Origin of the sequence: Enterobacter sp. BIDMC93 (genome assembly GCF_001037805.1) — a bacterium.
GTDB classification, from domain to species: domain Bacteria; phylum Pseudomonadota; class Gammaproteobacteria; order Enterobacterales; family Enterobacteriaceae; genus Enterobacter; species Enterobacter hormaechei_C.
On record NZ_KQ089962.1, the window covers coordinates 3855648 to 3877942 of the forward strand.

At 57.4% G+C, this 22295-nt stretch carries 22 protein-coding genes; 13 read left to right on the plus strand and 9 right to left on the minus strand.

All coding sequences use genetic code 11. The annotated features are described in order from the left end of the window. Positions 1 to 101: 101 nt before the first annotated feature. From SK58_RS18095 to SK58_RS18105, 3 genes are read left to right on the plus strand one after another with little or no spacing between them, the layout of a single operon-like run. A complete protein-coding gene (locus SK58_RS18095) occupies positions 102 to 662 on the plus strand; it encodes a hypothetical protein (RefSeq protein ID WP_017382526.1) in 561 nt (186 codons plus the stop codon). Then, the gene (locus tag SK58_RS23285) at positions 659 to 1015 is read left to right on the plus strand and encodes a putative T6SS immunity periplasmic lipoprotein (RefSeq protein ID WP_017694783.1); all 357 of its coding nucleotides are present in this window, start codon (positions 659 to 661) and stop codon (positions 1013 to 1015) included. The genes SK58_RS18095 and SK58_RS23285 overlap by 4 nt, the downstream gene beginning before the upstream one ends. Next, positions 1015 to 1515, plus strand: a complete 501-nt coding sequence (locus tag SK58_RS18105; protein ID WP_045339334.1) for an Hcp family type VI secretion system effector — start codon at positions 1015 to 1017, stop codon at positions 1513 to 1515. Before SK58_RS23285 ends, SK58_RS18105 begins: the two co-directional genes overlap by 1 nt. Before the next feature lie 90 nt (positions 1516 to 1605). Here SK58_RS18105 and SK58_RS22545 read toward each other — a convergent pair whose 3' ends face one another. Both SK58_RS22545 and betT read right to left on the minus strand, forming a co-directional pair. Continuing rightward, positions 1606 to 2052, minus strand: a complete 447-nt coding sequence (locus SK58_RS22545) for a SymE family type I addiction module toxin (protein WP_072159691.1) — start codon at positions 2050 to 2052, stop codon at positions 1606 to 1608. A gap of 380 nt (positions 2053 to 2432) precedes the next feature. Further along, positions 2433 to 4466 carry a choline BCCT transporter BetT gene (betT, locus tag SK58_RS18115; RefSeq protein WP_017694351.1) on the minus strand — a complete coding sequence of 678 codons (2034 nt, stop codon included), beginning with the start codon at positions 4464 to 4466 and terminating at the stop codon, positions 2433 to 2435. 128 nt (positions 4467 to 4594) lie between these two features. Between betT and betI the strand changes: the two genes are divergently transcribed. From betI to betA, 3 genes are read left to right on the plus strand one after another with little or no spacing between them, the layout of a single operon-like run. After that, positions 4595 to 5182: a transcriptional regulator BetI gene (gene betI / locus SK58_RS18120; protein WP_017382531.1), complete on the plus strand. Its 588-nt coding sequence runs from the start codon at positions 4595 to 4597 to the stop codon at positions 5180 to 5182. A gap of 13 nt (positions 5183 to 5195) precedes the next feature. Continuing rightward, positions 5196 to 6668: a betaine-aldehyde dehydrogenase gene (gene betB, locus SK58_RS18125; protein ID WP_048220283.1), complete on the plus strand. Its 1473-nt coding sequence runs from the start codon at positions 5196 to 5198 to the stop codon at positions 6666 to 6668. A gap of 13 nt (positions 6669 to 6681) precedes the next feature. Then, complete coding sequence (betA, locus tag SK58_RS18130) at positions 6682 to 8346, plus strand: choline dehydrogenase (RefSeq protein WP_048220284.1); 1665 nt, start codon at positions 6682 to 6684, stop codon at positions 8344 to 8346. A 93-nt stretch (positions 8347 to 8439) separates the two neighbouring features. Here betA and SK58_RS18135 read toward each other — a convergent pair whose 3' ends face one another. After that, the gene (locus tag SK58_RS18135; RefSeq protein WP_048220285.1) at positions 8440 to 9138 is read right to left on the minus strand and encodes a GNAT family N-acetyltransferase; all 699 of its coding nucleotides are present in this window, start codon (positions 9136 to 9138) and stop codon (positions 8440 to 8442) included. Positions 9139 to 9338: 200 nt separating this feature from the next. On the opposite strand from SK58_RS18135, the gene SK58_RS18140 reads away from it, so the two are divergent. From SK58_RS18140 to SK58_RS18160, 5 genes are all read left to right on the plus strand, one after another. Further along, positions 9339 to 10907, plus strand: coding sequence for an ABC transporter substrate-binding protein (locus tag SK58_RS18140; RefSeq protein WP_048220286.1), 1569 nt, complete (start codon positions 9339 to 9341; stop codon positions 10905 to 10907). 98 nt (positions 10908 to 11005) lie between these two features. Beyond that, entirely contained in the window at positions 11006 to 12019 is a 1014-nt protein-coding gene (locus tag SK58_RS18145) for an ABC transporter permease (protein ID WP_023303249.1), read from the plus strand. Continuing rightward, on the plus strand, positions 12019 to 12852 hold the full coding sequence (locus SK58_RS18150) for an ABC transporter permease (protein WP_023296077.1): 834 nt from the start codon (positions 12019 to 12021) through the stop codon (positions 12850 to 12852). Before SK58_RS18145 ends, SK58_RS18150 begins: the two co-directional genes overlap by 1 nt. Next, positions 12845 to 13681 carry an ABC transporter ATP-binding protein gene (locus SK58_RS18155; RefSeq protein ID WP_023303248.1) on the plus strand — a complete coding sequence of 279 codons (837 nt, stop codon included), beginning with the start codon at positions 12845 to 12847 and terminating at the stop codon, positions 13679 to 13681. The genes SK58_RS18150 and SK58_RS18155 overlap by 8 nt, the downstream gene beginning before the upstream one ends. Continuing rightward, positions 13668 to 14372 carry an ABC transporter ATP-binding protein gene (locus SK58_RS18160; RefSeq protein WP_048220287.1) on the plus strand — a complete coding sequence of 235 codons (705 nt, stop codon included), beginning with the start codon at positions 13668 to 13670 and terminating at the stop codon, positions 14370 to 14372. The genes SK58_RS18155 and SK58_RS18160 overlap by 14 nt, the downstream gene beginning before the upstream one ends. 69 nt (positions 14373 to 14441) lie before the next feature. On the opposite strand, the gene SK58_RS18165 is transcribed toward SK58_RS18160, so the two are convergent. From SK58_RS18165 to budA, 4 genes are all read right to left on the minus strand, one after another. Beyond that, complete coding sequence (locus SK58_RS18165; RefSeq protein WP_015571193.1) at positions 14442 to 14915, minus strand: cold-shock protein; 474 nt, start codon at positions 14913 to 14915, stop codon at positions 14442 to 14444. Positions 14916 to 15052: 137 nt separating this feature from the next. Then, complete coding sequence (locus SK58_RS18170; RefSeq protein WP_015571194.1) at positions 15053 to 15823, minus strand: (S)-acetoin forming diacetyl reductase; 771 nt, start codon at positions 15821 to 15823, stop codon at positions 15053 to 15055. A gap of 20 nt (positions 15824 to 15843) precedes the next feature. Beyond that, on the minus strand, positions 15844 to 17523 hold the full coding sequence (gene alsS / locus SK58_RS18175; RefSeq protein ID WP_023296074.1) for an acetolactate synthase AlsS: 1680 nt from the start codon (positions 17521 to 17523) through the stop codon (positions 15844 to 15846). A 13-nt stretch (positions 17524 to 17536) separates the two neighbouring features. After that, positions 17537 to 18316 (minus strand): acetolactate decarboxylase, encoded by a 780-nt coding sequence (gene budA / locus SK58_RS18180; RefSeq protein WP_026080550.1) that lies wholly within the window; start codon positions 18314 to 18316, stop codon positions 17537 to 17539. Between the two features lie 105 nt (positions 18317 to 18421). Here budA and SK58_RS18185 point away from each other — a divergent pair, with 105 nt between their 5' ends. Next, positions 18422 to 19303 carry a LysR family transcriptional regulator gene (locus tag SK58_RS18185; protein ID WP_003858850.1) on the plus strand — a complete coding sequence of 294 codons (882 nt, stop codon included), beginning with the start codon at positions 18422 to 18424 and terminating at the stop codon, positions 19301 to 19303. Between the two features lie 284 nt (positions 19304 to 19587). Next, entirely contained in the window at positions 19588 to 20043 is a 456-nt protein-coding gene (locus SK58_RS18190) for a hypothetical protein (RefSeq protein ID WP_048220288.1), read from the plus strand. A 260-nt stretch (positions 20044 to 20303) separates the two neighbouring features. On the opposite strand, the gene SK58_RS18195 is transcribed toward SK58_RS18190, so the two are convergent. After that, entirely contained in the window at positions 20304 to 20999 is a 696-nt protein-coding gene (locus SK58_RS18195) for a hypothetical protein (RefSeq protein WP_047746743.1), read from the minus strand. Positions 21000 to 21325: 326 nt separating this feature from the next. Next, positions 21326 to 22216 (minus strand): oxidoreductase, encoded by an 891-nt coding sequence (locus SK58_RS18200; protein ID WP_048220289.1) that lies wholly within the window; start codon positions 22214 to 22216, stop codon positions 21326 to 21328. Positions 22217 to 22295: the final 79 nt, after the last annotated feature.

The following is a 22295-nucleotide window of genomic DNA, read 5'->3' on the forward strand; positions in this document are numbered from 1 at the left end:
GGACTGTCAGGCGGAATTTTTAGGAAATGTGCTTTCTTTTTTCTCTCACGGTCAGGAGTATTATTTACGGCCAATACCCATATTAACAAAAGGGAATTGACATGCCGGTTAATGAAAGAATTCACCCCACTTCGGGAACCCCGATTAATCCGGGCGGGATCCGACAGCTCACAATTGGTGAAATCGCCCTTGCGAAGACGCTTTACGGTTACAGCATCCGTTATCATCTGGTGTGGGTACACAGGGAAAGCTATCTTCCTTTTAATCTGCAACCCGTTGATGTGGCGATGAGTCCCAATGGGGAGATGTGGTACAGAGAGGAAACGTATTCGCCGGATTTTTCGCTAGAGGATGACATTGTTAAAAAACATCGATTCATGCATGAGATGATGCATGTCTGGCAAACTCAAAAAGGGATGTTTGTCAGAACAAGAGGATTATTTTCCGGTATTGCTGACTATACTTATAGCTTAGATAAAGTAGATTTATTGCATTATGGGTTAGAGCAGCAAGCATCAATTGTAAGCGATTACTGGTTATTGAAATACTTTGGTTTGGAGAGGAATGAAGAATTATTACAATACAGAGACTTAAAACTTAGGGAAAGCTTGTATTTCCTTCTGCAAAAATACAAAAATGTCTTAAAGGGATTTCCAGGATGAAGAACATATTTGTCATCTTTATCCTCTGCATTTTAATCACTGGATGCCCGGGAGGTAATCGAGCCCCCAAAAATAGATTTACATTTATTAATGGTAACCGCCTATGTTTTAGCATAGATAAAAATGACGTCCTGAACTTTTACACTATTTATTCAAGTAAAGATCATAAAATCACTATCGTAACAGGGTCGGGATATAATAATTTAGACATCTCCTACCCGGATACATGTTTAAATATAAAATGGAAAAATGGTCGTACTTACGTTATTCATTACGGATTAAACAATAAAAAATATGTACACCAATTCGATGTTGATAATAACGGAAAACAAATCAACTTAGGAGAATTATAATGTCATTACCCGCTTACTTATTTCTCTACGATGAGAACGGAATGCAGGTTCAGGGCGACTGTATGATGCCAGGCCGGGAAGGTGCTATCGAAATTATGAACAGCAGTTACGGCATAAAACAGGCAGTGGACAGCCATACCGGGAATATGACCGGAACACGGCAGCATAGTCCGGTTACCGTGCATAAGCAATTAGATAAAGTGAGCCCTTATCTTGCCGTTGCCGCCTGCGAGGGCAGACGGCTGCAAAAAGCCATTATCAAATATTATGAAATTGTTGAAGCGGGAGCAGAAAGAGAGATCTACACCATGACGCTTGATAGCGTGGTGATCTCATCTCTGGATTTCACGCACGTTTATTACCCAGGCAGCTCAGCCCCGAATATGCATGAAGTTGTTGGGCTTCGATTCCGGGGCATTCAGTGGAATTATGTGAAAGGTAATATTCTTTATGCCGATGCATGGATGAAACCAGCTCAGAAAGAGAAGAGTAACGCATAATTTACCTGGCTCATAAAGATCAATGCATGCCGCCGCTCAGAAACGGCGATCCTGGCATTCCCTGGATCGCCTCGTTAATTTTTACCGCTACTATTTTCTACTTTCGTTCACGGGCAAATCCCCCGTATCAATTAACGCTCCCGGAAACGTCTCCAGCCACTTCATCATCTTCAGTTTGTTGGTATACGTTGCACTGACGCCTTCCAGACAGCCCCACAGCTCACGGGAATTTTGCGGCGTAATCACAATACAATCCGGCATCACGCGGATCTTCACGGCTATTCCTGCTTTAAACCCTGCGCGGGTTAACCACGCGCCGGTTAACGGCAGATAGTTGCGCTCCATTCGAGTATAAAGTTCCACACAGGAGGAATCCGCCTCTCCTCTTTCATGAAGATACGCAGAGTGAACCGGCTCGTCATGCAACGCCCGGATGCGTTTTTTGCGTAGCTTCTCGCGATTTTCTTGCTGAATCTCTAGATCTGCATTTTCTGTTTGGGCAATAGCCCGCTCTGGCATAGAATTCTTCGCAGCCATAATCAACTCCCTTTTAGTTGTTTGTGGTTAGCGGTATGAAGGTGGTCGCACACCTTTGTACCGCGATTCCTTTTCTTACCTTTTTACCTATTCTTTCAAGATCTCAGTGCTGGCTTAACTGCCGCTATTATACTGCCATGGATAAATGTACAGGGGTCGAATATTAGGGAAATGCGAGGCGGCTCGAGTAAATAAAGAAAAATAAAATGGTGAATATAAAGAAAGGAAATATTGCCCTTCAGATCCAATGCTCATTAAACGCCTGATGGCGCTTCGCTTATCAGGCCTACGATAAACCGGTTTTGTAGGCCGGGTAAGGCATCGCCGCCACCCGGCATGAGGGCAGCGGCGCTGCCTTTGTAGGTTCTTCAGATCAAGCCTCAAACATCCGGGAACATCACGCTATTTCCCGGCGCTTCCCTGTGCAGATGGATAAAGTTCAGGTGCCGTTCATACTGGTCCAGAATGTCCGTGATCACCTGCTCCTTGCTGTAATCCATCAAATCATTCCCCTGGCTGCCTTCCAGCAGGAAGGTCTCAAGCCGGTAGTAGGTCGACTTCCCGCTACGCGCCCGGTAGGTAAACCCGGGCACCGAATACTGCTGCGGCCAGATTTGATAGACAAAGTTCTGCTCGTCGCCCATGTGCACCAGCAGATCCAGGTGCCCCAGGGTTTCGCCCTCCTCCGGCGGCAGGTTTTTCAGCTCGACGTAGGCACCGCGCAGGCGCAGCTCCTGCGCCACCTCTTCCATCGCCGGGAAGCAGACCGTCTCCATCATCTGGCTGGTGTAGCGCGTGCCGGGGTAGTTCATCAGGCGCGAGAGGCGTTTCTTCCAGCTCAGCCTGTCCTGCGCGCCCAGCGGACGCGGGGCGGTGTCGCGGCTGGCGCTGACGCGGCGGTAGTCTTCCACCTTAAGCGATTTATACAGCCCGGCCATCACGAAGAAGATCACGAAGCTGAACGGCAGGCCCATGATCACCGTGGTGTTCTGCAACGCCGAGATACCGTTGGTCATCAGCATGCCGAGCGTCAGCAGGCCGATGGCGACGGACCAGAAGATGCGCAGCCAGTTCGGCGCGTCGCTGTTAATGTCCTTGAGCTTCGAGGTGAAGTTCCCCAGCACCAGCGCGCCGGAGTCCGCCGAGGTGACGTAGAACAGCAGGCCGGTAATGGTCGCTACGGACGCGCTAAAGGTAAACGCCGGATACTGCGCCAGCAGGCTGTAGAAGCCGCGCTCCGGGTGCGCCATCGCTTCCTGGGCAAAAGTCGCATTGCCGTGGATGATCTCGTGCAGCGCGCTGTTGCCGAAAATCGACAGCCACAGCAGGGTAAAGGTGAACGGGATGATCAGCGTGCCCATCACGAACTGACGGATGGTGCGCCCACGCGAAATACGCGCCAGGAACAGGCCGACAAACGGCGACCACGCCACCCACCACGCCCAGAAGAAGAGCGTCCAGTTGTTCATCCACTCTGTCGGACGGTCAAAGGCGAAGCTGTTCAGCGTCATGCCCATAAAGCGGTTCACGTAATCACCCACGTTCAGCACTAAGGCATTGAGCAAGAACGAGGTGTCGCCCATAAACAGCACGAACAGGATCAGCCCCAGCGCCAGCGCGACGTTCAGCTCGGAGAGCACGCGAATCCCTTTATCCACGCCGGAGGTCACCGAGATGGTGGCGATAATCACCGACAGCGCAATCAGCGCCGCCTTCGCCGCCATCGAATCCGGGATGTCAAACAGCACGCTCAGCCCGTAGTTAAGCTGCACCACGCCAATTCCGAGCGTTGTCGCGATACCAAAGATGGTGCCGATCACCGCCGCGATGTCTACCGTGTGCCCAATAGGGCCGTTGATCTTTTTGCCGAAAATCGGGTACAGCGCGGAGCGGATGGTAAGGGGCAAATTATAACGATAGCTAAAGTATCCGAGCGCCATGCCCATCAGGGCGTACATCGACCAGCCCGTCAGGCCGTAGTGGAAGAGCGTCCAGACCATCGCCTGGCGCGCAGCCTCCATCGTCTGCCCTGCCCCTTCCGGCGGCTGCATATACTGCGTGACCGGTTCCGCCACGGAGAAGAACATCAGGTCGATGCCGATGCCGGCGGCAAACAGCATTGCGGCCCAGCTCAGCAGGCTGAACTCGGGCTTAGACTGCTCTGGCCCGAGCTTCACCGAACCGAAGCGCGAGCAGGCAATGCAGACCACGAAGACGATATAGAGCGTCGCGGCCAGCAGATAGTACCAGCCGAAGGTCTTCGACACCCAGTTCAGGGTGCGCCCAATCCACTCGGCAGAAAAATCACGAAAGAAAATGGTCGTCAGGGAAAACAACAAAATCAGCCCGGCGGACGTATAAAAAACGACCGGGTTGATTTTGTCTTTTTCTCTGTCCTGTGAAAGGTCTGTCATCCAGTATCCCCACTGTTTTTGTAACTATTGAAATCCAAATCCGCAACAATTAAGACACATTTTATATTGAACGTCCAATCAAAAACCGCTTTAATAGTTAACCAACGCTGATGAATGGAGTGGCAAAAATGCCCAAAGTGGGGATGCAGCCGATCCGGCGCAGGCAGCTAATCGATGCCACGCTGGAAGCAATTAATGAAGTGGGAATGCATGACGCAACCATCGCGCAAATCGCCCGTCGGGCGGGCGTGTCCACGGGGATCATCAGCCACTATTTCAAAGATAAAAACGGTCTGCTGGAAGCGACCATGCGTGACATCACCGGTCAGCTGCGCGACGCGGTATTAAGCCGTTTACGCGCCCTGCCGGACGGCAGCGCAGAGCAGCGATTGCAGGCGATTGTCGGCGGCAATTTTGATGAAACCCAGATCAGCGGCGCGGCGATGAAGGCCTGGCTGGCCTTCTGGGCCAGCAGCATGCATCAGCCGATGCTCTACCGTTTGCAGCAGGTCAGCAGCCGCCGATTGCTCTCAAACCTGGTGTACGAGTTCCGCCGCGAGCTGCCGCGTGAACAGGCTGAAGAGGCGGGCTACGGGCTTGCCGCACTGATTGACGGGCTATGGCTGCGCGCTGCGCTCAGCGGCAAACCGCTGGATAAAACCCTGGCCCAGTCGCTCACCAGCCACTTTATCAGCCAGCATTTACCGACCGATTAACCGAGGAGAATTTATGTCCCGAATGGCAGAACAGCAGCTTTATATCAATGGTGGTTATACATCCGCCACCAGCGGTCGCACCTTCGAGACCATCAACCCGGCGAACGGTGAAGTTCTGGCGACCGTGCAGGCGGCCGGGCGCGAAGACGTCGACCGCGCCGTGGAAAGCGCAAAACGCGGGCAAAAAATATGGGCGGCGATGACCGCCATGGAGCGCTCGCGCATCTTGCGCCGCGCCGTCGATATCCTGCGCGAGCGCAACGACGAGCTGGCAACGCTGGAAACCCTCGACACCGGTAAAGCGTTTTCTGAAACCTCAACCGTCGACATCGTCACCGGCGCGGATGTGCTGGAGTACTACGCGGGGCTGATCCCGGCGCTGGAAGGCAGCCAGATCCCGCTGCGCGACACCTCGTTCGTCTACACCCGCCGCGAGCCGCTGGGCGTGGTGGCGGGCATCGGCGCGTGGAACTACCCGATCCAGATCGCCCTGTGGAAATCGGCCCCGGCGCTGGCGGCGGGCAACGCGATGATCTTCAAGCCGAGCGAAGTGACTCCGCTTACCGCCCTGAAACTGGCGGAGATCTACACCGAAGCAGGCGTGCCGGACGGCGTGTTTAACGTCCTGCCGGGCGTGGGCGCAGAGACCGGCCAGTTCCTGACCGAGCATCCGGGCATCGCCAAAGTCTCCTTCACCGGCGGCGTGGCCAGCGGCAAAAAGGTGATGGCCAACTCGGCGGCCTCGTCCCTGAAAGAGGTGACGATGGAGCTGGGAGGTAAATCTCCGCTGATAGTGTTTGACGACGCGGATCTGGATCTCGCGGCAGATATCGCCATGATGGCGAACTTCTTCAGCTCCGGTCAGGTGTGCACCAACGGCACCCGCGTGTTCGTGCCCGCGAAATTTAAGGCGGCGTTTGAGCAGAAAATCGTTGAGCGCGTGGGCCGCATCCGCGCGGGCGACCTGTTCGATGAAAACACCAACTTTGGCCCGATGGTCAGCTTCCCGCACCGCGACAGCGTGCTGCGCTACATCGCCAAAGGCAAAGAGGAAGGCGCGCGCGTGCTGTGCGGCGGCGACGTGCTGAAGGGTGACGGCTTTGACAACGGCGCGTGGGTGGCCCCGACCGTGTTCACCGACTGCACCGACGAAATGACCATCGTGCGCGAAGAGATCTTCGGCCCGGTGATGTCCATTCTTACCTATGACACTGACGAAGAGGCCATTCGCCGCGCCAATGATACCGACTACGGTCTGGCGGCGGGCATCGTCATCGCCGATCTGAACCGCGCCCACGGCGCTATTCATCAGCTCGAAGCGGGCATCTGCTGGATCAACACCTGGGGTGAATCCGCCGCAGAGATGCCGGTCGGTGGCTACAAACACTCCGGCATTGGCCGTGAGAACGGCGTGATGACGCTACAGAGTTACACCCAGGTGAAGTCCATCCAGGTTGAGATGGGTAAATTCCAGTCCATATTTTAACCGGGAGGTTTATTTGCAATTTGACTACATCATTATCGGGGCCGGCTCTGCCGGCAACGTACTGGCAACACGACTGACTGAAGATCCGAACACCACCGTCCTGCTGCTTGAGGCGGGCGGGCCGGACTACCGCTTTGACTTCCGCACCCAGATGCCTGCCGCGCTGGCCTTCCCGTTGCAGGGCAAGCGCTACAACTGGGCGTATGAAACCGAGCCTGAGCCTTTCATGAACAATCGCCGCATGGAATGCGGACGGGGTAAAGGGCTGGGCGGCTCGTCGCTGATCAACGGCATGTGCTACGTGCGCGGTAACGCGATGGATCTGGACAACTGGGCGAAACAATCGGGTCTGGAGCACTGGAGCTACCTCAACTGCCTGCCCTACTACCGCAAGGCAGAGACCCGCGACGTGGGGCCGAACGACTACCACGGCGGCGACGGTCCGGTGAGCGTCACCACCTCTAAGCCGGGCGTGAACCCGCTGTTTGAAGCGATGGTAGAGGCGGGCGTGCAGGCGGGCTACCCGCGCACCGACGACCTTAACGGCTATCAGCAGGAAGGCTTTGGCCCGATGGACCGTACGGTCACGCCGCAGGGCCGACGCGCCAGCACCGCGCGCGGCTATCTGGACCAGGCCAAACCACGCCCGAACCTGACCATCCGCACCCACGCCATGACCGATCATATAATCTTTGACGGCAAGCGCGCGGTGTGCGTCGAGTGGCTGGAAGGCGAAAGCACCATTCCGTCAAAAGCGACAGCGAAGAAAGAGGTACTGCTGTGCGCGGGCGCTATCGCGTCTCCGCAGATCCTCCAGCGCTCCGGCGTGGGCAACGCTGAACTACTGAAGCAGTTTGATATCCCGCTGGTGCATGATTTACCCGGCGTGGGGGAAAACTTGCAGGATCACCTGGAGATGTACCTTCAGTATGAATGTAAGGAGCCGGTCTCCCTCTACCCTGCCCTGCAATGGTGGAACCAGCCGAAGATTGGCGCGGAGTGGCTGTTTGGAGGCACAGGCGTGGGCGCGAGCAACCACTTCGAAGCGGGCGGGTTTATCCGCAGCCGCGAGGAGTTCGAGTGGCCGAACATTCAGTATCACTTCCTGCCGGTGGCGATTAACTACAACGGCTCGAACGCGGTGAAAGAACATGGCTTCCAGTGCCACGTTGGCTCCATGCGCTCGCCGAGCCGCGGCCACGTGCGCATCAAGTCGCGCGATCCGCACCAGCATCCGGCGATCCTGTTCAACTATATGTCCCACGAGCAGGACTGGCAGGAGTTCCGCGACGCGATCCGCATCACCCGCGAGATCATGCACCAGCCTGCGCTGGACAAGTATCGCGGTCGTGAAATCAGCCCGGGCATCGAATGCCAGACCGACGAACAGCTGGACGAGTTCGTGCGTAACCACGCCGAAACCGCCTTCCACCCGTGCGGCACCTGCAAAATGGGCTACGACGAAATGGCGGTGGTCGACGGCGAAGGCCGGGTTCACGGGCTGGAAGGGCTGCGCGTAGTGGATGCGTCGATTATGCCGCAGATTATCACCGGCAACCTGAACGCTACCACCATCATGATTGGCGAAAAGATTGCCGACGCCATTCGCGGGCGCGAGCCGCTGGCGAAGAGCACGGCGGCGTATTATGTGGCGAACGGGGCGCCGGTTCGCCGCTGAGTGCGAACGTCTCCCCTCACCCCGGCCCTCTCCCAAAGGGAGAGGGTGTCATCGTCCCCTCTCCCTCTGGGAGAGGGTTAGGGTGAGGGGAAATTATTGCCGAAATGCTTCAAGCCGCTTAACCTGCCGTCCTTCCCCGTCAAAATTCTCCGCCGCCAGCCAGGCGCGCAGCTCTGCATCGCGCTGCGGCCATTCGCCGTCAATAATCGAGAGCATATCGCTGTCGCGGTTGCGGCCTTTGCGCACCAGCTTCTGGCGCAGTCGCCCTTCCCAGACAAACCCCAGCCGCTCCGCCGCGTTGCGTGAGGCGATGTTCATCGAATCGCACTTCCACTCCAGTCGACGATATTTATGCTCAAAGGCATTTTTCAGCAGCAGCCACACCGCTTCGGTACCCACGCGGGTGCCCTTCATTCTGCGCGACCAGGTGACGTGGCCGATCTCAACCGAGCCCTGAAAGCGTTCTATCGCCATATAGCTGACCAGCCCTACCGCCTTTTCGGTGCGCAGATCGATAACGGCAAAGGGCACCAGGTCGTCATCCAGCACCTTTCCCAGCACCCAGTGCGCAGTGGCCTCAACGCTCACAGGCTGGGTGCTGGCAAGCCACGTCCAGTCGCTGTCGTCACCCAGCGCATAGGCTTCAAACAAATCAGCCGAATGGCGGTCAGCATCCAGCGGCTCCAGGCGGCAATACTGCCCGGTGAGCAGGGTACGGGTTAACGCGCGGGCGCATTTCCAGTCCGGGACAATATCATTAACGGTTTGACCATGTTGATTGATTTCGGGCACGGCGGTGACTCCCTGAAAGGTAAGGAGTTTGTTATAGCAGGTTAAAAAGCGAACGAAAAGAGAGGTGACTCATAACCAGACCGAATGCGTTATTCCCGGAGGGCATAAGCAAAGCAGAATTTCGACTTTGAGGAAATCCTCAGCCAGCCTACCGTAACGGTGCATAAAACAATCACAATATATTTTCTTCAGGGATCGCTATGAATAAAAAACTGCTGCCGTTACTGGTGCTGGCTGCGCTCTCAAGCGCTGCTCACGCCGCTACCCCGCCCAACACGCTGGTTGTCGCCCAGGGTCTGGATGATATCGTGAGCCTTGACCCGGCCGAAGCCAACGAACTTTCCAGCATCCAGACCGTACCGAGTTTGTATCAGCGTCTGGTACAGCCGGACCGCGATAACCCGGAAAAAATCACCCCGGTTCTGGCCGAAAGCTGGGAAGCGGACGCGGCAGCAAAAACCCTGACCATCAAACTTAAGCCCGATGCAAAATTTGCCTCCGGCAACCCGCTGCGCCCGGAAGATGTGATCTTCTCATATACCCGCGCCGTGACGCTGAACAAATCCCCGGCGTTTATCCTCAACGTACTGGGCTGGGACGCCAGCAACATCGCCAGCCAGCTGAAGAAAGTGGACGACCATACCCTCACGCTTCGCTGGACGGCGGACGTCAGCCCGTCGGTAGCGCTGAATATACTCTCCACGCCGATTGCCTCCATCGTCGATGAAAAGCAGGTTGCGGCGAACGTGAAGGATAACGACTTCGGCAACGCGTGGTTAAAAATGCACTCTGCGGGCAGCGGCGCGTTCAAAATGCGCGTTTACCAGCCGCATCAGGCCATCGTGCTGGAAGCCAACGAATCCGCGCCCGGCGGCGCGCCGAAGCTTAAAAGCATCATCATTAAAAACGTCCCCGATCCCGCTTCCCGCCGCCTGCTGATCCAGCAGGGTGATGCGGACGTGGCGCGCGATCTGGGTGCAGACCAGATAATCGCCCTCAGCGGCAAGCCGGGCGTGAAGGTGCTTAGCATCCCTTCTGCCGAGCAAAACTATCTGGTGTTTAACACCGGCAACAGCGCTAACCCGCTGCTGAATAATCCAGCGTTCTGGGAAGCCTCGCGCTGGCTGGTGGATTATGAAGGCATCACCAAGGACCTGCTGAAAGGCCAGTATTTTGTTCATCAGAGCTTCCTGCCGGTCGGCCTGCCGGGCGCGCTGGAGGACAATCCGTTCACGTTTGACCCGGCAAAAGCAAAAGCGATCCTCGCCAGGGCGGGCATCAAAGACGCGCATTTCACGCTGGACGTAGAGAATAAACCGCCGTTCATCACCATCGCGCAATCCATGCAGGCGAGCTTCGCTCAGGGCGGCGTGAAGGTGGATCTGCTGCCCGCGGCGGGTAGCCAGGTGTACGCCCGCGTGCGTGCGAAACAGCATCAGGCGGCCATACGTCTGTGGATCCCGGACTACTTCGATGCACACTCCAACGCCAGCGCCTTCGCATGGAATGACGGGAAATCCAGCACCGTGGCCGGGCTTAACGGCTGGAAAATTCCGGAGCTGAACAACGCTACGCTGGCGGCGGTTGCCGAGCCGGATCCGGCAAAACGTCTGGATCTGTATAAGAAGATGCAGGAACAGTTACAGCATAACTCGCCGTATGTGTTCGTTGACCAGGGCAAAACCCAGATCGTGGTGCGCGATAACGTGAAGGGGTATCAGCAGGGGCTGAACGCGGATATGGTCTGTTACGATCGCGTTACGAAGTAGCCCTTGTTGCCGGGTGGCGCTGCGCTTACCCGGCCTACGTTCCTGGTTTTTGCAGGCCGGGTAAGGCGAAGCCGCCACCCGGCATAAAGAGATTTCCCATGCCACATCTTTCCACCCGCGTGCTTCAGGGTCTGCTGACTCTCCTGCTCACGCTGTTCGGGCTACTGCTGGTCACGTTTGCGCTCTCTGCCTTTTCCCCGGTCGATCGCGTATTGCAGATCGTCGGCGATCACGCCAGCCAGTCCACTTACGATCAGGTTCGCCACCAGCTTGGGCTGGATCGGCCTCTTCCCGTACAGTTCTGGCACTACCTGCAAAACCTCGCTCACGGTGATTTAGGCACCGCCAGCGCTACCGGTCAGCCGGTATTGCAGGACCTGCTGCACGCCTTTCCCGCCACGCTGGAACTGGCAACGCTGGCGCTAATTATCGGCACGGTACTCGGCGTGATTGCGGGTGTACTGTGCGCCCGCTACGCCGGTTCGCCACTGGACTTAGCGATCAGAACGCTCACCCTGCTCGGCAATTCGGTGCCAATATTCTGGCTCGGACTGCTGATGCTGGCTCTGTTCTACGCGAAACTACAGTGGAGCGCTGGCCCCGGCAGGCTGGACGACATCTGGCAATTCACCGTTGAGCCACGAACCGGATTTGCGCTGGTTGATACCTGGCTTTCCGGCGACCGCGAGGCGTTCCGCAACGCCATCAGCCACCTGGTGCTGCCGGTACTGCTGCTGGCCTACTACTCGCTGGCAAGTATCACCCGACTGACGCGCTCCGCCTGTCTGAGCGAGATGAACAAAGAGTACATATTGCTCGCCCGCGCCAAGGGCGCTGGAGAGATGACCATCCTGCTGCGTCACGTGCTGCCGAACATTCGCAGTACCCTATTGACGGTGATTGCGCTGGCCTACACCAGCATGCTGGAGGGCGCGGTATTAACCGAAACCGTCTTCTCGTGGCCGGGCATCGGGCGCTACCTCACCACGGCCCTGTTCGCCGGTGACACCACCGCCGTGATGGGCGGCACGCTGCTGATTGGCGTCTGCTTTGTTCTGATCAATAACCTTACCGACCTGCTTGTGCGGGCGACCGATCCCAGGGTGCGCTAATGCCGTTTTATCTCTTCTTACGCCGCCTGCGCCGCTCCCCTGCCGCGTTTTGCGGGCTGATCGCCATCGCGCTGCTGGTGCTTATTGCCCTGCTAGCACCGTGGCTTGCGCCGCATGACCCCAACTGGCAGGACGCCGCCGCGCGTCTGCAACCGCCCAACGCGCAGCACTGGCTGGGTACCGATAGCTATGGGCGGGATCTGCTCTCCCGATTAATCTACGGCACCCGTCCGGCACTGGGGCTGGTGGCCTTAGTCACCGTTATTACCCTCCCCGCCGGTCTGCTGGTGGGGATTTTGTCAGGCTACTACGGCGGCTGGATGGAGCGCATCCTGATGCGCTTTACCGACGTGGTGATGTCGATGCCGCGCCTGATCCTCGCCTTCGCGTTTGTCGCGATGCTCGGCCCCGGTCTGGTGAACGGCGCGCTGGCGCTGGCCTTAACGACCTGGCCTGCCTATGCGCGCCAGGCGCGCAGTGAAATCCAGCGTCTGCGCCACAGCGATTATCTGGCCGCCGCGGAGATGATGGGCATTCGCGGCCCGCGCCTGCTGGTCGGCCATATTCTGCCCCTGTGCCTGCCCTCCGCGATTGTGCGGCTGGCGCTGGATCTGGCCGGGATCATTCTGGCCGCCGCCGGGCTGGGCTTCCTTGGCCTGGGCGCACGTCCACCGATGGCGGAATGGGGCGCGATGATCGCCGACGGCATGCAGGTCATTTTTGACCAGTGGTGGATTGCCGCCATTCCAGGCGGGGCGATTCTGTTTGCCAGCCTGGCCTTTAACCTGCTGGGCGATGGCCTGCGCGACGTACTGGAGCCACAGCATGACTGAACACCGCGTCATCGTCGATGCGCTGAATATCGACTACCCCGCCGCGCGCGTGGTCCACAACCTGAGCTTTACGTTAGGCAACGAGCGGCTGGCGCTGGTGGGAGAATCCGGCTCCGGCAAGTCCATGTCTGCCCGCGCCCTGATGGGGCTGGTGCGCAAGCCCGGCATCGTGAGCGCTAAGCGGCTTAACGTGCTTGGCAACGACCTGCTGACCCTGAACAGCCGCCGCTGGCAGGCGCTGCGCGGCAACGGCATTGCGATGGTTCTACAGGACCCGCGCTACGCGCTAAACCCGGTGAAAACCGTCGCCGCCCAGCTTGATGAAGCGCTGACCCTCCATCAGCGCCTGCCCCGCGCCGAACGCCTGGCGCGCATTCACGATATCATCCGCGCCGTGGGGCTGAACGAGCACGTGCTCCAGCGCTATCCCGGCGAACTCTCCGGCGGCATGGGCCAGCGCGTGATGATCGCCATTGCGCTCGTCAACAACCCGCAGGTGCTGATCGCCGACGAACCGACTTCCGCGCTGGACGCACGCCTGCGCAACCAGATCCTGGAGCTGCTGGTACAGCAGTGCGAGGCGCGGCAGATGGCGATGCTGTTAATCAGCCACGACTTGCCGCTCGTCGCGGAACACTGTGACCGCGTGCTGGTGATGTATCAGGGTGAGAAAGTTGATGAAATGGCGGCGAGCCAGTTGCCGCAGGCAACCCATCCCTACACGCGCACGCTCTGGACCTGCCGCCCGAACGCCGGGACGTTTGGCCAGATGCTGCCGACGCTCGACCGTTCGCAACCGTGGAAGGAGGCCGACAATGGCACTCGTTGAGGTTAACCAGCTCCGGGTGAGTTTTGGTGAAAAAACGGCGGTTTCCGCCGCCAGTTTTGCGATCGAAAAAGGCGAAACCTTCAGCCTGATCGGTGAATCCGGCTGCGGCAAATCGACTCTTCTGCGCGTGCTGGCGGGGCTGCTGCGCGAGTGGAATGGCCACATTTCCGTCCTCGGGGAAAATTTACGGCCAGGACGACGTTTTGAAGGCGCGCTTCGCCGTAACGTGCAGATGGTGTTCCAGGATCCGTGGGCGTCTTTGCACCCGAACCACACCATTGCCCGCACCCTGTCGGAGCCGTTAAACATCCACGGCGAACCCCAGGTTGCCGAAAAGGTGGCGGATGCGCTGCAACAGGTGGGTCTGGCTGCCGACGCCAGCAGGCGTTACCCGCATCAGCTTTCCGGCGGACAGCGTCAGCGCGTGGCCATTGCCCGCACGCTGCTGCTGCGCCCGCAGCTTCTGCTGCTGGATGAACCGACCTCGGCGCTGGATATGTCGGTACAGGCGGAGATCCTGAACCTGCTCAACCGCCTGAAGGCGCAGCACGGCATGACCTACCTGCTGGTGAGCCACGATGCGGACGTGATTGCGCATATGTCCGACCGGGCGGCATTTATGGCGCACGGGAAGATCCAGCGGGTATTTGACCGTGAAGCAATGTTGCGGGGGGAGCACAGGATGGGGTAAACCGTGCGGCGGCGAGTGCCGCACGCATTTCGTAGGCCGGGTAAGGCGTAGCCGCCACCCGGCAAAACGTTACTTCAGCAGCTTCACCGTGGCATCGATGTCGATCTCATCTTCAGTGAAGATCAGCGTCGTGTTCTGGAAGGTAGTGATCGCCAGCTTCTTCACCGTGCGCATTTCGCCCGGCTTTTTCTCGGTTTTGGGTTTGATGCTGTTCATCAGCAGCCCCACCGACAGCACCGCATTCTCTTTGTCGATTTTGGTCTCAACGGGCTCTTCCTCGCTGAACACCACGAAGGATTTAATTGAGGTGAGCTTCACGCGCTCGCCCGCAATATAAAGATGCTTACTCTCCGGGATCACCTTCACCGCATACGCGGAAAGGCCTTTGCTGTTGGTGGTTGGCTCGAAGGTCACCGCCGCATCTTTCTTAATCAGATCAGGGTTGGCGACCTTAATCACATGAAAATAGCGGTTGTCGCCGTTTTCATCTTTGATAAATCCAAAGCCTTTATCTTTAAACCACGTTGTGATTGTACCGTTCATCGCTGTTACCGCCTGTCAGATCTCAAGACTAAAGTTTTGCAGCGCGCAGTGTAATGCACAATGGCTGACGAGACAAAAAAAAGCCCCTGCACGGGAGCAGGGGAAAGTTCATGTCAGAGCTTTTTAGTATTGTGTATTTAGTTGAACACCATCCCACCATCAATCAGCAGCGACTGACCGGTCATGTAGTCGGAATCCGGCCCGGCGAGGTAAGAGACGCAGGCGGCCACGTCTTCCGGTTCGGACAAACGGCCAAGCGTGATGCGTTTGGCAAAGGTTTCCGTCCCGTAGCCAAGCGGTTTACCCGCCGCCTCGGAGACCTGACGGTCGATTTCCGCCCACATCGGCGTTTTGACGATCCCCGGGCAGTAGGCGTTAACAGTGATCCCCAGCGGCGCGAGATCCCGCGCGGCGGTCTGGGTTAAGCCGCGCACCGCGAATTTACTGGAACTGTAGACGGCCAGCTCCGGGTTACCGGTGTGGCCCGCCTGGGAGCAGGCGTTGATAATTTTGCCGCCGTGCCCCTCTTTGCGAAAGGCGTCAATCGCGGCCTGAATGCCCCAGATCACCCCTTTCACGTTGATGTTGTAGACCTTGTCGACAATCTCCGGCGTGATGGATTCGATGGGCGTGGACGGCGCCACCCCGGCGTTATTGACGATGACGTTAAAACCGCCCAGCGCGGTGCGGGCTTTTTCCACCGCCGCGAACACCTGCTCGCGGTCAGAGACGTCCACCTTCACGGCGACGGCCTTCCCGCCGTTACGGTTGATCTCATCCGCGACCGCTTTCGCCGTCTCTTCGTTGTAATCCGCAATAGCAACGGCAAAACCATCCTTCACCAGGCGAAGCGCGATCGCTTTGCCAATCCCCTGGCCGGAGCCGGTTACGAGAGCCACTTTTTGCATTTCTCTGTCCTTATATTGATTCACAAAATCTGGCTGAGATGGAGCTGGCCCATCAGCAGCGGGTTATCGCTGTAGTCGACGGGAATGGCCACCACGGCCGGGCCATCGACATCCATTGCCGCACGCAGCGTCGGTTCGAGCGCATCCGCGCTCTCGACGGCAAAGCCTTTCGCACCGAACGCGTCGGCATAGACTTTGAAATCGACCGGGCCGAACTCGACGCCGGAAAGCCTCTGGTATTTTTTCTCTTCCTGGATGGCCACCATGTTGTAGGCGTTATCCACCCAGATGATGTGCAGCACATTGGCGTTGAGGCGTACGGCGGTTTCCAGCTCCATGCTCGACTGCAAAAAGCCGCCGTCCCCGGAGACCGAGACCACCTTGCGCCCAGGGTTGACCAGCCACGCGCCAATCGCCCACGGCAGCGCCACGCCCATGGTCTGCTGACCGTTGGAGATCATCACCTGACGCGCCCGGAAGCTGTAGAGGTAGCGGGCGATCCAGATATGGAAGCTGCCCATGTCGACGGTGAGCGTCACGTCGTTGTTCACAATGTCCTGCATGGCGCGCACGATGCGCAGCGGATGCAGGGCAAACTGGTTAAGCGATGCGCCGCGACGGTCGAGGAGGTCCCGCTGATGCTGGCGATCGACAAGAATTTCCGAGGCGCGCTGGCTGAGTTCAAGTTTGTGCTCGATTCGACTGGCAAGCAGATTCAGCGTGGCGGCAATATCCCCGACCAGTTCCAGATCGGGAACATACTTGCGCTCCTCATAAGCGGGCAGCACGTCAATGTGCACCAGCGTCGCGTCGCCGCTGTTCCACATGGACGGCTCGTATTCCACCGGGCTGTAGCCGATGCAGATAATCAGGTCCGCCAGATGCAGCAGCCGGTCGCCCGCCTGGTTGTTAAAGAGTCCGACGCGTCCGGCGAAGCGGGTGAAGTGTTCCTGATTCACCGCCCCGGCGGCCTGATAGGTGCTGGTGACCGGAATACGGCTTCTCTCCAGCAGCTTATGCAGCGCGGCGCTGTTGGCGGGCTGGCTGGCCATCAGGCCGAGTAAGATGACCGGGTTTTTGGCCTTCGCGATAAGCTTCGCCACGTCGTTGATGGCTGACTCCGGCGCCGGGCCCATCAGCGCCGCGGTGCTGGCGGGTAAAATCGCCCCCGTGGTGGGCTGGTCGACAATATCCTGCGGCAGGCTGACAAACGCCCCGCCCGGCCTGCCCTGCTCGGCAGCGCGAAACGCGTTCGACACCACCTCGGCAATCGCGTCCGGTGAATTAACTTCGACGGCGTATTTGGTGACCGGGCTGAACATGGCGACGGTATCCATGCTCTGGTGCACCAGTTTCGCTTTATCTGCCCGCTTCACCGCCCCGCCCAGCGCCACCACCGGGTCACCTTCGCTGTTGGCGGTGGCGATGCCGGTGATCAGGTTGGAGCAGCCCGGCCCGGAGGTGACCAGCGCGACCCCGGCCTTACCGGTTAGCCGCCCTACCGCTGCCGCCATAAACGCCGCGTTCGCCTCGTGACGCACCGGGATAATCTCGATGGAGGAGTCCAGCAGGGAGTCAAAGACCTTGTCGATTTTTGCGCCCGGTATGCCGAACACCTGCTTCACACCCTGCGCTTCCAGCTGGCCGACAACCATATCGGCGCCGTGCGCCCACTGACGTGACTGTTTCTCACTGTTCACGGTAGTTCTCCTGTTAGTTTTCGACGGCGCGGATAGCCGCATCAAGGTTGCTGGGGTGCAGGTTGGCCTGTAAAAACGCGCTGTCGGCGGGCAGGTCAATCATCAGCTTGTGGATTTCGCCGAAGGTGAGCACGCCGTTCTCCAGCTGATAGTCGAGCAGGTGGCCCCCGCCCTGACGGTCGTCGGTGATAAAGTGTTCGTGATAGCCCGCCACGTTAATGCCCTGCATATGCTGCGGGGTGCGGAACCCGACCAGCACGCCCTCGCGCTGGTTAAAGCGGAACACCGGCTGGTCATCCAGCACGTCGGTCATCGCCCGGTACGGCGGTGTCTGGCGCGGTACGGTGCGGGTGTGCGCGTGGCGGAAATTGCCGTCGATGCGCAGCGCACAGAACAGGTTATCGGAAGGGATTTGCTGGTCGATCACGTCGTGGATCTGCTGACGGCTGACCGGCCCGTCGAAGGCTTTGCGGTACTGCGGCTGGAACCAGGTCATCACCGCGAACGGCGTTTTTTGCTCCGGCTTCGCGGCGCGGGCGCTGCCGTCGGCGCGCAGCTGGTACACCTGGCTGCTAAAGGCAATCATTTCACCGTCCAGCTCGTTAAAGGTACCGAGACCAAAATCACCGTGTGCCAGCAGGTCGGCGATGGTCGTCTCCCCTTCGTAGACGCCGCTTAGCAGGGCGCTCATTAGCGATGTCTGATAGATCACGCTGTCAGGATGCTGAGCCGAGAACCCACGCAGGGTCTCGCATAAACTCGCCTCACAGTCGCATGCAGATGAATGCATCATCATGCCCGTCCTCTTCAACTTTATTTATAAAGGTTAAATAAATGTTGACCCGATTCAGCAGAGAGTTCCAATATAGAATCCATGCTGGTTTGAGACGTTTTTGATATGGAACTTCGTTATCTGCGCTATTTTGTCGCGGTAGCACGCGAGCGACACTTCACCAGGGCGGCCAAAGCGCTGGGTATTTCACAGCCTCCTCTGAGTCAGCAGATCAAACGGCTCGAAGAGGAGGTGGGCACGCCGCTGTTCAGGCGCCTGACGCGGGGCGTGGAGCTGACCGAGGCGGGAGAAGCCTTCTATGAGGACGCCTGTAAGATCCTGGCGCTGAGCGACGCCGCGCTGGAAAAAGCCCGGGGCATTGCGCGCGGGCTGAACGGCAGCCTGTCGATTGGCATCACCAGTTCAGATGCTTTTCATCCCAAAATTTTTGCGCTGATACGTCAGTTTCAGGTGCAGAACATGGCGGTGCAGGTTCACCAGGTGGAAGCCAATATGTCGTCGCTGACGACGATGCTGGCGGAGGGTGAGCTGGATATCGCCTTTGTGCGCCTGCCGTGCGAAAGCAGCAAGGTGTTTGAGTTAAAAATCCTCGATCGGGAGCCGATGGTGGTGGCGCTGCATCGCGATCATCCCCTGGCGGCGTGTGGCGATCTGGCGTTGGATGAGCTGCGGGATACGCCGGTGGTGCTGTTCCCCCAGGAGGTCGCGCCGGGGCTGTATGACCGCGTTTACGGCAGCTGCGAGCGGGCCGGGATCGATATGCAACACACGCTGCAATCTTCACAACTTTCCTCTTCCCTGAGCATGGTCTCCGCTGGCGGCGGGTTCGCGCTGGTGCCGAAATCCATGGCCGCTATTTCTCCGCCGAATGTCACCTACCATGCGCTGCGCTCACCGGAGCTTTATACCGATATCGCGCTCTGCTGGCGGCGCTTTGAGCGTTCGCGGACGGTGAAGCGGTTTCTGGCGATGATGAGCGAGGGGTAGCTACGGTGTGGCTGTGCCCGGCGGCGCTGCGCTTGCGCGGGCCTACGGTTCGTGTCGCTGTTGGGGCTTTGGGTTTTGTAGGCCGGGTAAGGCGTAGCCGCCACCCGGCAATGCCCTTCTGGAAGCCGCCTCGCAAACCTGCAAGCAACCTTATGTAATTCAGGGGCATCCCTTTTCATCCCTTCTTCGCGGTTTTAAAGTGCCTGCGTTGCGGCACATCCGTAACCGGGCGTAGGAACCCGTTAGCATGACATGACATTTTTTTTGGACAACGAGGATGCTAAATGGCGACTACCCCTGGATTTTCATACGTACACGCTGAAGAAAGCGCTGTTCATCACCTTCTTCACCTGCAACTTCCCGATTCTGCGGATCTCTTTGAACTAACCGACACCTGTGCGGCGTACGTGAGCGTACTGGTGGAAACGGACGATGCGGTGACATTTGCCACGCTCTGTAAGCAACTGCTGGCAGCGCTGAAGCGGCTGCGGGAATGCTGCGATGCCGAACTGCCTTCGTATCTGGTTGAACAGCTGATCGCAGGGGAAAAGATCGCCTCCTGTGTGCCGGACTGCTGGCAGGATACGGCGTTGCAGGTGGACTATGCCGAGGCGTTAACGCTGGCGGTGATGGGCGGGACGTTGCCTGTGAGCGTGGCGAAAGAACTCACCGGGCTACTGCATGATATGGTCTGGCTGCTGGCGGAGTTTGTGAAGGAGCCTTATATAACGGCGCACTGAGGCGGGTGATGGGAGGCCGGGGCTCTGCTGGGGTAAAAAGCAGGATTTCGGCCTTATGCATAATGCAATGTGGTTTGTTGAATGTCCGTTAAGAGCGAGGAGCGGAAGCTGGCTGCCGAAGCCGTGGCGATTCATGATGTGCAATAAGATGAGTAGAATCACTTTTTAATATCTGAGTCTGGTTGGACCGTATATATTTGTCCCGCAACTCTATTGCTCATGATTCACCTGTAAAAGCCAAGGCTGGGAAACTCACCTTTCTATTTTTTTGAATTCATAATCACTGGCTGTTCACTAAACACATTCCTATTTAAAGTAAACCTATAGCACTCATTGTTGTTTCTTCTTAGATACATCACCCCCCATTGCTTTACTCCGCAATCAGATACAAATGACGCATCCGACAAGATAGCTATCTTTGCGACATAACCTGAAGATATAGCGGCAAGTAAGAACGGTATTGCTACAACAATCACCAGAGATTGAAGTATGGTAACAAACCTGACAAAGATTGATTGCTCATAATAAACTTTTGCCCGTTCGGGGAGGAAGCCAACAACGTTACCAGTAATCATGCCTACTGCACTGGATATGCCGGCGACAAGCACCAAGAAGAAGTACAGAATACAAATAGAAATAGGGATAGCAACAACGGCAGGGGAATACTTCAAATACTCCTCATCAACACCATAAATCACACTAAGCATTTTTAGCGTCAATACATATGAAATAAACCATATCACTACATTATAAAACTTAATAGAAAATGTGCTTTTTATTATTTTTTCCAGCATATATCTTTCTGGGTACAGCTTATATAAGCTGTAGATGAACAAAACTGAAAATGCGATAAAAACATGCTTGAACTCCAGAAGCAGCAGCCCAGTCGCGACAACTCCTAACGATAGCAAAAAATCCTTTGTTTTCTCTCTCATGACCTTATCCTTATCATTCATAGTAAATCTCCATCAGGGCTTTATGAACAGCAGACATGTAAAATTAAAAATACGCCACCAATTGTATATCTTCTCATTTTATTGTTTTGTTTTAAATTATTACGTGGCTAAGAGTTTGGTTTGAAGTGTTCACCTAAAAGTTCTACCCTTGTATAGGAATGTTAACAACTTCTGCTTCTGGCACAGAGCGGACATTCATATTCATCTCTCTTCCTCTCTATCGGCCCGCCGCCACTCTCAGGTATGAATGCGTTTATCACCTTGTTTAGAAAAGCGATGGGCAGCACGGCCGCCCATTACTATGCCGAACGGAAAAACAGCGGCCGTTAGCCCGGCCCTTCGCTCCCCGCCGCCAGCAGCGGCACCACCACATCGCTGACGGGCACCGCAATCCCGTGCCTGCGGCCATAGCGCTGGATCACGCCGTTGCGTATGTCCCACTCCATCGGGCGATCCGCCTGACGGTCGGCAAGGATCGACGTGCCTAAATCCACTGGCGCACGCTGGAAGTTCGCCAGGATCTCCTCCGCCACCGCATCGTCCAGCTTCGCCCCTTCGGCGCGGGCGACGGTAAGCCCCTCGCGCAGGTAGGCCAGCGCCAGCTCGCTGATATCCTCGCGCCTGAACATCCCGGCGCGGCGATTGGCCAGCACCATCAGCCCGGCGACCGCGTTTTGCAGCAGCTTGCGCCAGGCGACGGTAGTGAAATCTGTCGAGAGCTCAACGTCACAGCGCGTGCCGCGAAGCGCCTCCACCACCCGCTGCGCCTGCGGCACGTCCGGCAGCGTAAGGCGCGGTTTGGCGCGCAGCCAGACGGAGGCATCCGGCTCGCGCTGGGCAGGGAACCAGACCACCGAGGGCAGCACCGTTGCGCCATTGACCAAAGGCGCAAGCTGGGCTTTCTGCTCCACGCCGTTTTGCAGCGCGCAGACCACGGTGTTTTCATCGCACAGAGCGCGCAGCCACCCGGCGCTGTCGGCATTTTGCGTCGTTTTGACCGCAAAAAAAACAAGGTCAACGGGGCGCGTAATGACGCTGGGATCGGTGAGTACCGGACCGGGCACCACAATTTCACCCTCATCATGACGCAGGCGCAGTTCCGGATGCGCGGTGCGCCCACACAGCAGCGGCGTGCGGCCCGCTTCATGCAGCACCGCGGCGATGGTGGTCCCAATCGCACCGGGTCCTGTCAGCGCAATGGTTGGATAGTCAGACATGGATCACTCCCCTTTTGCTAAGCCTGCTATCAGTTATACCACCCTGAAAAGAGCGCGCCACGCCCATTGTCTATACTCA

What these genes read in the sequence shown, in the direction of transcription:
- SK58_RS18095 (WP_017382526.1), top strand. Translation starts at nt 102, where the DNA reads ATGCCGGTTAATGAAAGAATTCACCCCACTTCGGGAACCCCGATTAAT.
- SK58_RS23285 (WP_017694783.1), top strand. Translation starts at nt 659, where the DNA reads ATGAAGAACATATTTGTCATCTTTATCCTCTGCATTTTAATCACTGGA.
- SK58_RS18105 (WP_045339334.1), top strand. Translation starts at nt 1,015, where the DNA reads ATGTCATTACCCGCTTACTTATTTCTCTACGATGAGAACGGAATGCAG.
- SK58_RS22545 (WP_072159691.1), bottom strand. Translation starts at nt 2,052, where the DNA reads ATGGCTGCGAAGAATTCTATGCCAGAGCGGGCTATTGCCCAAACAGAA.
- betT (WP_017694351.1), bottom strand. Translation starts at nt 4,466, where the DNA reads ATGACAGACCTTTCACAGGACAGAGAAAAAGACAAAATCAACCCGGTC.
- betI (WP_017382531.1), top strand. Translation starts at nt 4,595, where the DNA reads ATGCCCAAAGTGGGGATGCAGCCGATCCGGCGCAGGCAGCTAATCGAT.
- betB (WP_048220283.1), top strand. Translation starts at nt 5,196, where the DNA reads ATGTCCCGAATGGCAGAACAGCAGCTTTATATCAATGGTGGTTATACA.
- SK58_RS18140 (WP_048220286.1), top strand. Translation starts at nt 9,339, where the DNA reads ATGAATAAAAAACTGCTGCCGTTACTGGTGCTGGCTGCGCTCTCAAGC.
- SK58_RS18145 (WP_023303249.1), top strand. Translation starts at nt 11,006, where the DNA reads ATGCCACATCTTTCCACCCGCGTGCTTCAGGGTCTGCTGACTCTCCTG.
- SK58_RS18150 (WP_023296077.1), top strand. Translation starts at nt 12,019, where the DNA reads ATGCCGTTTTATCTCTTCTTACGCCGCCTGCGCCGCTCCCCTGCCGCG.
- SK58_RS18155 (WP_023303248.1), top strand. Translation starts at nt 12,845, where the DNA reads ATGACTGAACACCGCGTCATCGTCGATGCGCTGAATATCGACTACCCC.
- SK58_RS18160 (WP_048220287.1), top strand. Translation starts at nt 13,668, where the DNA reads ATGGCACTCGTTGAGGTTAACCAGCTCCGGGTGAGTTTTGGTGAAAAA.
- SK58_RS18165 (WP_015571193.1), bottom strand. Translation starts at nt 14,915, where the DNA reads ATGAACGGTACAATCACAACGTGGTTTAAAGATAAAGGCTTTGGATTT.
- SK58_RS18170 (WP_015571194.1), bottom strand. Translation starts at nt 15,823, where the DNA reads ATGCAAAAAGTGGCTCTCGTAACCGGCTCCGGCCAGGGGATTGGCAAA.
- budA (WP_026080550.1), bottom strand. Translation starts at nt 18,316, where the DNA reads ATGATGCATTCATCTGCATGCGACTGTGAGGCGAGTTTATGCGAGACC.
- SK58_RS18185 (WP_003858850.1), top strand. Translation starts at nt 18,422, where the DNA reads ATGGAACTTCGTTATCTGCGCTATTTTGTCGCGGTAGCACGCGAGCGA.
- SK58_RS18190 (WP_048220288.1), top strand. Translation starts at nt 19,588, where the DNA reads ATGGCGACTACCCCTGGATTTTCATACGTACACGCTGAAGAAAGCGCT.
- SK58_RS18195 (WP_047746743.1), bottom strand. Translation starts at nt 20,999, where the DNA reads ATGAATGATAAGGATAAGGTCATGAGAGAGAAAACAAAGGATTTTTTG.
- SK58_RS18200 (WP_048220289.1), bottom strand. Translation starts at nt 22,216, where the DNA reads ATGTCTGACTATCCAACCATTGCGCTGACAGGACCCGGTGCGATTGGG.